The organism is Schlesneria paludicola DSM 18645, from assembly GCF_000255655.1.
GTDB lineage: Bacteria > Planctomycetota > Planctomycetia > Planctomycetales > Planctomycetaceae > Schlesneria > Schlesneria paludicola.
The window spans coordinates 1,787,715-1,800,134 of record NZ_JH636435.1 but is presented as its reverse complement, the minus strand read 5'-3'; the positions used below and the strand labels follow the sequence as shown (position 1 = coordinate 1,800,134).

General features: G+C 52.4%; 11 protein-coding genes. 3 read left to right on the top strand and 8 right to left on the bottom strand.

Annotation, left to right across the window (positions count from 1 at the left end):
* Window positions 1-607: 607 nt before the first annotated feature.
* Window positions 608-844: a hypothetical protein gene (locus tag OSO_RS0125120; RefSeq protein ID WP_157605444.1), complete on the bottom strand. Its 237-nt coding sequence runs from the start codon at window positions 842-844 to the stop codon at window positions 608-610.
* A 492-nt stretch (window positions 845-1,336) separates the two neighbouring features.
* On the opposite strand from OSO_RS0125120, the gene OSO_RS0125115 reads away from it, so the two are divergent.
* Window positions 1,337-2,338 (top strand): hypothetical protein, encoded by a 1,002-nt coding sequence (locus OSO_RS0125115; RefSeq protein ID WP_157605443.1) that lies wholly within the window; start codon window positions 1,337-1,339, stop codon window positions 2,336-2,338.
* A gap of 186 nt (window positions 2,339-2,524) precedes the next feature.
* On the opposite strand, the gene OSO_RS0125110 is transcribed toward OSO_RS0125115, so the two are convergent.
* The 4 genes from OSO_RS0125110 to OSO_RS0125095 all read right to left on the bottom strand — a co-directional run bounded on the left by OSO_RS0125110 (window position 2,525) and on the right by OSO_RS0125095 (window position 4,472).
* Complete coding sequence (locus OSO_RS0125110; RefSeq protein WP_162130561.1) at window positions 2,525-2,881, bottom strand: hypothetical protein; 357 nt, start codon at window positions 2,879-2,881, stop codon at window positions 2,525-2,527.
* Window positions 2,882-3,001: 120 nt separating this feature from the next.
* Window positions 3,002-3,226, bottom strand: coding sequence for a hypothetical protein (locus tag OSO_RS0125105; protein WP_010585812.1), 225 nt, complete (start codon window positions 3,224-3,226; stop codon window positions 3,002-3,004).
* A gap of 474 nt (window positions 3,227-3,700) precedes the next feature.
* Window positions 3,701-4,075, bottom strand: coding sequence for an IS3 family transposase (locus OSO_RS52690; RefSeq protein WP_390511463.1), 375 nt, complete (start codon window positions 4,073-4,075; stop codon window positions 3,701-3,703).
* A gap of 103 nt (window positions 4,076-4,178) precedes the next feature.
* Window positions 4,179-4,472, bottom strand: a complete 294-nt coding sequence (locus tag OSO_RS0125095; protein WP_010582138.1) for an IS3 family transposase — start codon at window positions 4,470-4,472, stop codon at window positions 4,179-4,181.
* Window positions 4,473-5,185: 713 nt separating this feature from the next.
* Here OSO_RS0125095 and OSO_RS0125085 point away from each other — a divergent pair.
* Window positions 5,186-5,548: a type I restriction endonuclease gene (locus OSO_RS0125085; RefSeq protein WP_010585809.1), complete on the top strand. Its 363-nt coding sequence runs from the start codon at window positions 5,186-5,188 to the stop codon at window positions 5,546-5,548.
* Between the two features lie 133 nt (window positions 5,549-5,681).
* Complete coding sequence (locus tag OSO_RS0125080) at window positions 5,682-6,110, top strand: hypothetical protein (RefSeq protein ID WP_157605441.1); 429 nt, start codon at window positions 5,682-5,684, stop codon at window positions 6,108-6,110.
* Between the two features lie 249 nt (window positions 6,111-6,359).
* On the opposite strand, the gene OSO_RS45025 is transcribed toward OSO_RS0125080, so the two are convergent.
* The 3 genes from OSO_RS45025 to OSO_RS45020 all read right to left on the bottom strand — a co-directional run bounded on the left by OSO_RS45025 (window position 6,360) and on the right by OSO_RS45020 (window position 12,416).
* A complete protein-coding gene (locus OSO_RS45025) occupies window positions 6,360-7,826 on the bottom strand; it encodes an OprO/OprP family phosphate-selective porin (protein WP_010585807.1) in 1,467 nt (488 codons plus the stop codon).
* Window positions 7,827-8,127: 301 nt separating this feature from the next.
* Entirely contained in the window at window positions 8,128-11,979 is a 3,852-nt protein-coding gene (locus OSO_RS0125060; RefSeq protein WP_010585806.1) for a M56 family metallopeptidase, read from the bottom strand.
* Window positions 11,976-12,416, bottom strand: a complete 441-nt coding sequence (locus OSO_RS45020) for a BlaI/MecI/CopY family transcriptional regulator (RefSeq protein ID WP_050986189.1) — start codon at window positions 12,414-12,416, stop codon at window positions 11,976-11,978. Before OSO_RS45020 ends, OSO_RS0125060 begins: the two co-directional genes overlap by 4 nt.
* Window positions 12,417-12,420: the final 4 nt, after the last annotated feature.

Genomic DNA, 12,420 nt, shown 5'->3' with positions numbered 1-12,420 from the left:
AAATCGACGACGGGCCGTTTACTTGAAGGAGGGGGGCCTCTAGTCAGTGAAACAGGGATTATTTCCATGGTTCATGCTCCTCAACTTCTTCGTGGCCGATTTCGGCTGGCGCTCTTCGACTACATTCACTCACTGGGGGACAGGCCATACAATACCTTTTTGTGTACGTTACATTCTTTTTGCGGTAATTGTTCTTTCTGGAAAGCACGCATTTTCTGAAGAGATCCAGTCGATGGCGGGAACACGGACACTTGAATCCAGGACCGTCAACGGTGATCGACGCCGATAGCCATCCACACCAGGTGGGGCAGTAGCTATCTAACAAATGGGGCATCAAGGACATGCACTGAAATGTCTTTGAGTGGTGCAGCGATCGGTACGCTATCAAGTGGCCAAGATCCTCAGTGACCGCAACACGGCGAGGACCGGGTGAATCGAGGAGGTTGCTGGGTCTTCAGTCCTGAGGACAGTCGATCTGCACTCTGAAACCACGACCCAGGCGGTTATGGGGGCATTTTCTTAAAATTTCGCCTGGCCGCAGTCATAGAATATGATAAGGGAATGCATATCTCCATTGCTCAGTGTGGCCGCAGCGTGATCCAGTCGGTCAATCGATCACCAAGTCATCGTAACACTGAAGCAGTCTGAATCCGACCCCGGCTGGGACGCTCAATTTGCTCACATCATCGATGCCCGTGGAAATCTGAATCAAGGCATCGAGTAGCGTCTTCTCGTCGTCATCTGGAAGCGTCTCGTCGTTCAGGTGCTTTTCGTGGTAGGCAAGCCATGCCGCCGTGATGCTGCACCAGACGGCAACTTCACTCTTGGGCTCACTGTCCCTCATGAAGCCAATCTCGAACTGCTCAAGCGTCATGTTGAGGTATGGGCCGATGAGATTGAATACTGCCTCGATCTCTTCGAGCAACTCTGGCGGAAGTTACTCGTGGCGAATCGGGCCTGGCCGAAGCTTGCTGGGATTGATGAATTCGGGCTCGGTCATGTTAGAGCGACCTTTCGATTTCGGCAGAATCTGCTTCTGCCTTGCTTAGCAGCCTGTTGAAGTAACGGGGACTGGCTCCGACCAAATTCAAAAAACGCCATGACATTGTGAATGCCAAGGTTCCTATCGCCCTTACTTCAGCAGGCTGTTAGAGAATCGTTCCGTCAGTCCAGCTCAAAATGACGTCATTGTCTAGCCATTTGACGCAATCGTTAAACAAATGCCGATACGCAGAAAAACTTGTCGACCCCGAATCAAAAGGACGGGCTAAGATTTTACCAGATGTCGATTTTTGCACCAGAGGGCTCGATGTGAACCGCTGCAAGGACGTAGCAAATGCGACAATTTACCTCTCTTTGCTTGTTGTACATCATCGTTTTATCATTGGGTTGCACGCAAGTTTTAGTTCGTAAAGACCCAAGTTTGAAAGATAAAGGAATTAGGTACTGGCGCCCTAAACCCTACTTGTTTATTGGCCCCGCTGGAAGCGAGCCGCAGGCTTCAGCAAAACCCGGCGATCAATCCAAGGGCGGGAATAACGAGACCAAGTTGGTCCAAGATCCCGACAAACCTACTATAACCGAGGTATCAAACTTTACGAAAGTATCGATGACGATAAGGTATATGCCTGACTATAATGAAGAGTATTCAATTCGTATGACTCCTGGGCTGGGTATTGGAAAACTTGATATCGTACTCCAAGACGGTTGGAACTTGACTACTGTTGGAATTCAGCAAGACCAACAAACCGCTGCGATTTTGAATTCCGTCGCCGGCCTGATTTCCGCAGTACATGGCGGTTCACCGGCCGCTTCAAAAGACACGAAAAACGCCAGCTTTAACGGTGACTCATCTGGCGGCGGAGTTGAGCAGATTTTCGATGCCAGCCGAGATGTGCCGCTTGGATTCTACGAACCAATAATCGCCACAGATCAATGTGGGCGGAAATCTCTCTTTGGGTGGCGATATGTGGGTTTCATGCCATACGCAGGATGTCCCGTTGAACCTTGCATAGGAACTCCGACAGTTAGCTGCGATCCTCACGAATTGTGGGGAATCTTTGCGACAAAAGATGCCCTTAGATTTCAGCGTCTGTCCGAAATGGAAGAGGGAGTGATCGGCTACGGAGAAAAAGACAATCGCCCTAACCTGAACGACAAGCGATTCAAACTACTTTCTCAGTCAAATCCGAAGCCGTCAACCGATCCTACGCCTGAATCGAGTGAAACTGATGAACAATCAGAATTATGCCCGCCTTCACGAGAGTCGTCGGAAAGAAACTCCAACTTGTTTAGGAACCGGCGTTTGTCAATGAATACTTCATTTCGGCGAAAGTAGGTAATCCATCATCGAGTCCGCCAAAAAGGGGCTCACCGTACATTTTTCCTTCGGTGCGACTTGCTTGCCACTCAGGCCAAGAGTTGACAAGGCACGTTGTAACGGGAGTTCCCAATTTCGCATGATGAAAATCACTGGGCAACGAAGAGCATCAGTCCAGCGTATTCACTGCCTAAGTACGCCCGCTCATGCTGGATCTGCAAGCGGTAGAGGATTGTCTTCCGAAATTGATTCCGTTGCCGCCGCCTCACCAAAAAACTCCACGATTGGAACCCCAATCGAGTCTTGAATCTCCACATTCTGAGCCATCATTGTTGGCGGAAAGTCCACTCTTTGAACTCCGGGAGCAAGGGCTTTGAAATGGAAAAAGCTCACACCTCCTTCACGCCGAACACCAGTTGAACCGCCTGTCACGAGCAACCCGCCTGCATCTAACCGGGCATAGGTCTCCTGCGGTGCATCATCGATTCGAATGTCAAATTCTTCTTCAACGAATACCCTGATCTCCTCGCCACTTTGGAAAACTCGTGTCATTTTTGTCACCAGTTGGTTGTCCTACCTGAGCCTGAACCGCCTGAACTCGTTTGATGGTCACGTCAGACGACGCCGAGGCGAAGAAGAGTGTTCGCTTCGAGCTTCTCGTTCTACCTGCTAACTCAGGGTCTACTTTTTCGTTGTGACTTTCTTGACGGCTTTCATTGTCTTTTTTACGACCTTCGTGACTGCCTTTTTCGCATCGACGGTGACCTCCCTTGCGATCTTGAGGTCTTTCTTGACTGTCTTTGCAACCGCTTTCGTGGCTTTTCTCGCAGTCGTCGTCGCCTTCTTGGCAAAATCCGAAACCACTTGGCCGACCGTGTTGAGAACAGAGGCTTTTTTCTTCGCCATTTTTTCCCCTTCCCTTTCATTGGTCTGACTGAAGCCTGATGCTCAAACGATCTTGAGTAACGAGACATTCCTTGTCAACAAGATTCAACGGCGGACCGGGCGTAAGGCCAATCCATCAAGGCCGCCGACAAGCAGGAGTGGATAGCCACGTTTCTTTTGGTTTATTGTGTGCTTTGAAATAGATCGTGGTTTTATTCGTCTGATCCTGACCCACTAAGCGGACCAATCACGGATTGACGACTAGAGGCAGTTTCAAAACCCACTTTTGCAATAAATACTATGGCAGGCAATTTGCGTACCCATGTGAGCGAAAGGAGCAACTCACATGCTTATGTCCCTGTCTCATTGGCCCCAGCGACGGCCGCCGAATACGACAGGGTCCAGGACGGCCCCGAAGCCTTTTTTAACAGATGCTCAGTGGGATTTGATCAAAGATTTGTTTGCAAACCCTCCTCCGTCGCCCGCCGCCTTCGATCACGACCTCAGAGCCATTCTTGCTGCCGCCCTAGGTCTTCCTTGTGATCGTCGTTCAGTCTTTGGCTTTGACGGGTACCCTCGACGCATCGGGACGAACGTGATGTCACACGCCCAAACCTGATTGGGACGCACGATCTCAACATCTCGCAAAAGGTACGGGTAGATCTTGTGCCCGACCGCTCGCTGTGTCGTCCGAGGACTCGGGGCAAGAGACTTAAGCCCCATTTCTCTCAGTAATCGCTGTATTTTCTTGCGATTGACCAACTCACCATGCCGTGCCAGATGAGACACCATCCCGCGACTGCCCAGATGCGGATGTTGGAGATACTGCTCGTCAATCAGTCGCATCAAACGAAGATCTTCTTCGCTCACGCTGACCGGTTCGTAATACACGTTCGAGCGATGCAGGCCCAGCAGCGCGCACTGCCGACGAATGCTCACGAAGCGATCGCTCGGATCAATCCAAGACCGACGTTCAGCCACCGTGCTCGGCCACTTTTTTTTTGAGCCAATCGAGCTCAACCTTCAGTCGACCGATTTGTTCATAGAGCTCTGCGGAACTCGGTTCGTCGGTGGTGGCCTTGCTCGCTGAAGGACTCTCGAAAATCGAAATCGCTCCTTCCAACAGCTGCTTTTTCCAAAGTGCAATCTGCGTCGCATGAACTTTATGAATCGATACCAATTCGCTCGTCGTCTTCAATCCACGAATCGCATCCAAGGCAACTTTCGCCTTAAATGGTCCGTCGAATTTACGTCTGCTCCGAGGCACGGTTGTCTCCCGCTCAATTGCTCGACACGATGCCTCAATAATCCTCGATCCAAACTCCGTTTTCTATCTAAGACGGTGGTCCGAAAAACGGGGTCCACTTCACATACTGTTTCTCCACAACACCTTGATCACGGATGAAGGTTTGAAAGTTTTGAGCGGCCACAAACACCTGACGATAATCAGCGTTGGCTCTACGAAGGTCACTGAAGCGGGTCAACAACGGTTGAGGGCCTCCTTCCCTGATTTGACGATCCAGCAATGACCATTGGATTCCAAGTGGTCGTCGAAGAACCGCATGCACACTCTTCAGGAGAGAACCCTGTTTCGGGGTGACCGTCAGTTTCTGACTCCCAAACTCACTGGCCGATTTTGAATCGGGCCAACCTCTTACACACCGGCATTTTTTCAGCCGCCGCATTTTTGAAGTTCCGTTTTCAGGGGAGCTTTTTGCGATACAGCCAGATTTTTCAGAGTTGATGAATATGAAAAAGGGTGGTGATGAACCCCATAGGGGCGACCATGCCCTGAAACTTTCTGGGGAGTCTCAGAGAAGTTTCTCGATTACAAATTTTGCAACGAGGTCGGTCTTCTCGGAAGAAACTCCATGAAGCGTGCTCTGGGGATCAAGCGAGTGTCTCAAGCAAAACAGGCTGTCGCAGCAACGCCACGACAACCGCATGCGAACCGGTCGTAACGCGAATCGAGGCCGATGCATGACCAACACCGACTTTTCCGAAAACGCCTTGGTGGAACAGCCTGCCATTTCCCTATTTGAAGAATTGGGCTGGCCGTGTGCCAATTGCTTCTACGAAAAAATCGGTGGTGCCAATTCAACGCATGGGCGGGAAACCACCAGTGACGTAATACGTTGGCCTCGTCTCAAATCCGCACTGCAAAAGCTGAACCCCGTCATCTCCAGCGATGCCATCCAACTGGCGATAGACGCCGGAGCCGATGTGAACGTCGCTTCACAGGATGTCCATAACATCAAGATGGACGAGTCCATCAGCGACGCAATGCAAGTCGCGCGTTCCCTGGTGCTCGTGGGGAATCATCTGGTTCCTGTTCCATCATGATTCCACCAAGGCATGGCACAGCGATTCATTTGTCAGCCAGGCTTGAGCAGAGCACCACGCCTCGAATGAGGCTTGCTTCCCACCGCGCGCATTGGCAGACTACAGACGAATCGTCACGAATGATGAAAGTCAGATGATGCGAGAGTTCTTCACAGGGTGGAAGCGCAAGGTCGGCATACTGACGCTGGTGATGGCTTGTGTATTTGCGGGCGGCTGGGTGCGAAGTACGCTCGTTGGGGATTTTCTTACGAAGTCGGAAATGGAAGTCATCTCAATCAGTGGAGTCTTCATTATTCGCTTCGCTGGCTCAGACGCCCCTGTGACGATGGCCTACGAGTCGGCGATTCTTGATCGTGCTGGGAGCGGACTCGGCTACGACGACGAATGGGACTCTCTGCAATTTGGATTTGGGCGCCGAACTTTTCCTGTCATGCGGATTGTCAATGGCGTTCGATCCGAGAGTACGACTGTCGATTTTCGTATCCCCTACTGGTCGATCGTCGTGCCTCTGACGTTGCTTTCCATCTGGCTCTTGCTCAGCAAGCCACGATCGACAGCTTAGAATGCGAGTGCTGTTCTCTGCCACGTGGTCATGACAAATGGCGAACTCTTCCGTCACGTCAACTGAAGCCTCAACTCCCGCCACTTCGAATTGACAATGAAACGAGGCGCTGATTTGATTCGTCGTTGAACCATGCCTCGACAACGCTGCCGCGATTGCCGGCCATGTCTCAGGCGAATGGATGAGAAGGTCGTGCGAGGCGGGCTTGGTCATCGGTCGATGACCCGGCGTCTGAGCCGGCGCGCATCGTCAGAAGTACAACTGGCATCGCACCCAAAAGAGATCGTTGTGCTTCGATCTCAAATCTTTCTGTTCGTTAAGAAGAACTGGAGTTGCATACATGGAATGTTGCCAATCCAGTGTCACGCGAACGAAGTGAGTCAGATACCAATTGACTCCGACATCCATGATTCCGGCTGAGTTCGTCCAGTCGTTGGGGTTCGCTAACCCTGACGAGAATACTTCACTGCCGATCTTTAGATTTGAGTATCGTCCAAAGACTTCGACCGCACCGCGGCCTGGTCCATCCTTCGTCATCGGCCGTAATGGGGTAACGGTCTTGCGATCCTCAACTGTTTCTCCAGTGAGGAAACTGGCGAGCGTCACGTCGTAACCAAGAATTGGAATTCCCACGGAAGATGACGCGGAGTTGGGAGCGAGTCCAAAACGAGCCGCGTAACATTCTGCTTCAATGGAAAACGGGCCGCTATAGAGAGCCGCATGCAAGGCTCCTTGTAGTCGTTCACCCTTGGCGACAGAGCCCGTCGTGTACTCTAGAAAAATTGACGAAGCTCCTTGCGCTGCTTCATCGTTTTCCGATGTCTGGATTGATGTTCTTAAGGGTAACGGTGCGGCCTCATACGCCTGTTGTCCTACTGCCAGCGACCCACCAATGTTGAGAAAACGGAGCCATGAAAATTGTTCGGAATGCAAATATGGCTTGGCGTTCAAATAGCCGACAGCGTCGCGAGTTGTGTTGGTGTCGGCGAGGCCGGAAAGTTGCCCAAACGCGGCGCCAATCGCGTACTGCAGTTGTTGATTGAAGACCTTGCCGTGGGCGAACAACCCCGCTTGGCGGGCGAGCCCAAAGTTGAGCGCAAATAGTCCTCGTTCGGGTGTGATGTAGTACTGCTCAAGGTGGTCATACCATGCATAGCTGTACGGCACTAAAGCGCGTCCCAGTCGCACCTGAAATTCTTCATCACGAACGAAGTTAATATTTGCATCCAGAATGTCGAATGTGCCTTCGACGCTTCGTTGCAATGACAATTCGTATTCAAACAGGTCCGTCAGTTGACCTTCGAAATAGACTCGAAAACGGGGGATATATAGACCGCTTCGCGCTGGCTCTTGATCCGATGGTGCGAAAACTTTGCCGTCGAGTTGTAACAGCGTTCGAATCCGGAGTTGAAACTGATCGTCCTTTGACTTGAGACGAAAACCATCATCGAACACCGCTTTGAGGGGAATCTCGCTGAACGAATCTTGCTCGGATACGCTCGCGAAGTTGCCTTCGTGTGATTCGAACTCGTCCACCAATGGTGCCAATGCCACCGCGTTGCAGGCGTGGTCGATCCCTTCGGCGACTGTGAGTGGTCCGTCAGCTCGTCCGGATGAATCTTCTTGGGCGAAAAGAATTCCGAATGAGGCTGAGACGCAAAGCAAAAATGCAAATGCGGAAAGGGACTGGCAGCGAAGAGAATCGGTGGGGCTCACATTGAATCTCTACGGATAGAACGTCGTCCGTGAATGCCCCTCGAGAGCGAGCGATGCGAATGGACGGACTTTCGGTCCGCTTTGAAGTGAATCGGCCGTCGCTGTCGTAAAATTTAACGACATTTCCGCAAATTCCGTTTAAGGCGGATTTTCTGGCGCCAGCGTCTTCAGAATTCGGTACTTGAGTGAGGGCGCCGCCCCGATCTGCGCTGCCGTAGTTGATCACAGTTTCCTGTGAAACCATCCATAAATCATTCCCTCAATGACCGTCCTCAAAAAGCGAAGGCCACGTCAGGTGGACTTAGTCCTTGGGAATTGGTTCTGCGGTTGGTCGGCTGCGGTCGGTCACTCTTGAGCCGGGGCCGTAGTCGATCTTGAATGAAACCTCGTCGGGCTTGGTGAATGCAATTGAGTCCAATTTGATTTGGGTTGTCAGTTCCGGTTCATCCGTGAAGTCTTGCAGAAAAAATGGTGAGCGAGTGTAGTCACGCTCGATGCATCGGCGTGGTAGCCAAATTTGTTGTTGAGGAAAATGCTCGAATTCTTCGCAGTCAATCGTTTGAATCCGCTTTCCGTCCAGGGTTTCGTCTGTCTGATGCCGCAAGGCATAGCCTTTTTGACGATCGAGTTTGATCACGGTCTTTCGCCAAGGCTCGCGTGCAGCGACTTTGCGGTACAAGTCAATCAACTTGAACTGATTGTCCTTGAACAGTTGGCTTCCTCTTGTTTCGGCCTCTCGCTTCATCGCTTCCAAATCGATTTTGCGCGCTATCAACACGGTTTGATCGGGGACTTCCATTTCCAATGTCAGGATCGAACCTTCTTCGGTCAGTTTATTGATCTTGCCTTCGGCCGCGGCTTTCAGGATCGACGAATCCAAGGTGGATGTTCGCCAATCCGCGAAGCTTCTGGGCAGCTGGAAGCCTGCCGCCTCCAAATAGTACACGTGAACCGTCAGGGTCTGAGCTTCTTTGCTGTCCCGATTTTCGCCCAGGAACTTCGTCACATGTCCGCGACCCAGCCCCGGTGAGCCAAGATAGAAGACTTGTCCGTCAAAGGCGTATTCCTCGTAGTTCGGCCTCAATGTGCCGTCGCTCCGAGTTCGTTCCGCGCGATTTGAGAAAATGCGTCGATGATAAATGCGTCCGTCGTCAAGGACCGTATACCCATCGACACCTTGAGTGGGACGGTTGTCGCGTTCGCCTTCCGGTAGCGGCACGTATTCCCTGTGTTGCGAATACGCGAGTGTACATGCTTTGAGTGCATCCACATTGTGTTTTAGTGCGCTGATGCAGCCAGCGGGTAACGAAATGGCTGTGGTTGCTTCTGACGTGAGTGCGTTCGACGAACTTACCGTGTCGCTGGGTATGGGCGTCCCAATTGGAGTCACCGGAACGTTTTGTGACTTTGTCAATTCAAAGTCGACGGAGGCGGTTCCTACCAGGTCGAATTTGACTTCGCGCCAATCCGACAATCGATACCCATTTGATTCGACTTGTACCCAATTCACGTTCCGACGAGCGTCGACCCCCTCGGTTTGTTCGATACGATAGCTTCCGTCGCTCCCCTTCGCTCGGCCAATAATCAACCGATCGCTGGGAATGGCACTCCCATTGTCGAAGCGATTGCCCGTCGTCACGACAAAGCTTTTGACCGGCGTTTTCGTTTCCGCATCAATGACTTTGCCGACAACGACCAGTGCTGCCGGCAGTCGAAAGACGTATTCTTCGTCTCGAGCTTTCAAGGTTTGCTTTGCCAAACACAGTCCGTTCGGTCGACAGATATCCGCCTGGAATTCGTCGAGGGGCGCCGCATCCCATTCCCAGATGCCTTGTTCGTCTGCGTGGCGGTTCACCTGATCGAATTCAAAGTAGCCGAACGAAGTCCCTCGCCAACCGCGGAATATCAAATGAGCCATGGGGATGGGCTTGTCCGCTTCGTCCAGGATTTTCACACGGATTTTCGCCCCAGGTTGCATTTGAAAGTCGACGGGTGTCATCGCGGGTTCGATCAAAACATCTTTAGCCTCGGGGGCGCGTCCGTTAGCGAAGACGACAATTCTGGTTGTATTCGTTGCGCAGCCAGGGAGTTTGTAGGTTCCATCAGTTTCGGTCATCACTTGCCGGATGTGATACGAAGCCACCCTGGCAAACACCCGCGCCTGAACGATGGGATTTCCTTTTTCATCGATGACCTTTCCCCTCACCGTCAGGCCACACTGAAGTCGAATTTTCCTTTCGGTGATTTCGCGGCCGTTCTCGGTGCGACTGTCGCGACGAGCGAATATTTCATTCATCGGCATGAAGTCAGGGTGGTCGATGTCGACAGGAAGGCCAACTGGCTCTTGCACGCTGTCGAATCGCCATTTCCCCGCCTCATCAGTCGTCGCAATTGTCCCGATGGTTGTTCGAGTGAAGACGTCGGGACGGTTCTTATAGGAGGCACGTGTCTCGATTCGGGCTCCAGAGAGAGCATTTCCATCCTCGTCAACGATGACGCCGCCCACCGACCAGCCCGTATCGAGTTCTGCTTGGAATTTTGCGGGAGCCTGCTGAGTATCCGATTCGGCCGACCAGGCGGCGCGGTAGGGAGCATAGCCAGGGGTGACAATCCTGATGTCGAGACTGGTCGAAGTCTGAGGGAACGTGATCGCCAGGCGTCCCGCAGAATTCGTCGTAGCAAACGTCTTCTTGCCCTCGGTTTTGATGAACCGGCCTTGTTGAAATTGTGCCGCAGTCGGTGGAGGATTCAGGCGGATCTCGAGCGTCGCGTCTGGGATCGGCTTCCCTGCAGCGTCCACGAGCGTCAATTCAAATTCTCCGGTCTCCCTGGCAAGGGGCACGGCCGGGGTTGGATTTTTCTGATCGGTTTTGAGCGAGTCACTCTGAGCGCCTTCACGTGGGCTGGCCGGTTCTTTCGATTGATTCGGCGCGGCCGCCGGTTGTTGTTCTTGCGCGGCATGAATGTGGGGCAAGGCGATGGATGCCAACAAGACTAAACCGCAGAGCGAAAAGTGGTCCAGGCCCGTCCGAATCGGTCGATCCGTATCCATCAAGCGGTGAACTCGTGCAAAACAGACGGCTCGCGAATCCAGCCCGAAGACGCCCAATGCTCCATTCAGATTGTGCCGACGCAGGCGAGCCTGACGCAGGATCAACAAAAAGGCTTCTCCCGAATCGATTGCCGATCCCTCACTCCGTAAAATCGCCAGATCATCGCAGACATATTCGCGCAGTCGATGAATCATTCGATTCGCGATCCAGATCGCCGGATTGAAAAAATGAATCGCGGCGACCAATCGTTGGCATGCAACGACCAATAGGTCTGCGCGATGGATATGAGCCAGTTCATGGAGCAGGACCCATTGCAATTGCGGCGATGACAAGGACAAAATGACTTCTCGGGGCAATATGATTGTCGGTCGAATGATTCCCCAGACGGACGGTGCCGAAACCTCGTTGCTGACGATCACTCGAACGGGTCGGGAAACACCTTGTCGGCGGCAGAGTTCGCGAAGATCTAAACCTAGCCGCGAGTCCTCGACCGTCTCAAGCTGATTCAGCCGCTTGCGAAATCGACATTGTGTCGAGAACAGTTTTCCCAACAGAAACGCAGTGCAACTGAACCAGGACAATAAGACGTATGCAGCGACGGAAAGTCGGGGGCCGATCGCGACCGTATCTTTGGCCTCGAAAGCGAATGGTTCTACAATTGGTCGCGATTTCGCAAGGTTCGATGGGCTCGATGGATCAGGTGACGCGAGAACGATGTGTCGTTCTGCGGATGTCGCCGCGAGGTCAGACTCGGGATCACGGTCTTCGGGCGGCGACGGTCCGTCGAGCGGCATTTCGGCCAATCGCGGATTCGCCGGTGAATGGATTTCGGTCCGCGATTCGAACCAGGATGGAACGCAAACCGAAGGCACGTACTGGGCGACCACGGCAGGAATGGTAACACTGATTGGCAACAACAATTTCAGTGGGACAAGTAGAAACAGACAGTATCCCACTTGCGGTGAGGCACGTCGTCGAATGGTCCACCACAGAATGCTCACCAGGATTAGTAGAGCCGTCGTGTCCAACAGGCCTGCGAAGGCCCACGAGATCCATTGATCACTGAGTGAATTCGTCAGATTGACCAGGCCGTTGATCATGATTGTGACCTCGGTTGAGTGCGCTTGGACTTTGGTTTGTGGTCACTCTGCTGCAGCGATTGCTTTTTTGCATCGATCAACTTTTGCAATGAATCCAGATCGTCTGCATTGAGTGAAGACTGTTCGACCATGTGAACGAGCAATGGCCCCGTCGTCCCTTCGATGGCATTCGTCAACAAGTTGTCGGCGGCCGATTGCAGCAGTGTGGCGGCACTGAGGATCGGTCGATAGACAAATCCATTCCCAACGGGAGTGGCTGAGATATACCCCTTGGTGGTCAGACGTTTGAGAATGGTTTTGACGGTTGCGGGCGCCCAGGAATATTGTTGGCCAGCGATTGTGTAGACCTCGCGCGACATCGCCTTCTGCAATTCCCAAACGATCTTCATGACCTTCCATTCCGCTTTTGAGAGGTCTTTCCGTTCCGTGGAATTCATTGCT

Coding starts and splice junctions, on each gene's coding strand:
- OSO_RS0125115 (WP_157605443.1), top strand. CDS start 1,337: ATGCGACAATTTACCTCTCTTTGCTTGTTGTACATCATCGTTTTATCA.
- OSO_RS45020 (WP_050986189.1), bottom strand. CDS start 12,416: ATGAATTCCACGGAACGGAAAGACCTCTCAAAAGCGGAATGGAAGGTC.
- OSO_RS0125120 (WP_157605444.1), bottom strand. CDS start 844: ATGAGGGACAGTGAGCCCAAGAGTGAAGTTGCCGTCTGGTGCAGCATC.
- OSO_RS0125060 (WP_010585806.1), bottom strand. CDS start 11,979: ATGATCAACGGCCTGGTCAATCTGACGAATTCACTCAGTGATCAATGG.
- OSO_RS0125085 (WP_010585809.1), top strand. CDS start 5,186: ATGACCAACACCGACTTTTCCGAAAACGCCTTGGTGGAACAGCCTGCC.
- OSO_RS0125080 (WP_157605441.1), top strand. CDS start 5,682: ATGATGCGAGAGTTCTTCACAGGGTGGAAGCGCAAGGTCGGCATACTG.
- OSO_RS0125105 (WP_010585812.1), bottom strand. CDS start 3,226: ATGGCGAAGAAAAAAGCCTCTGTTCTCAACACGGTCGGCCAAGTGGTT.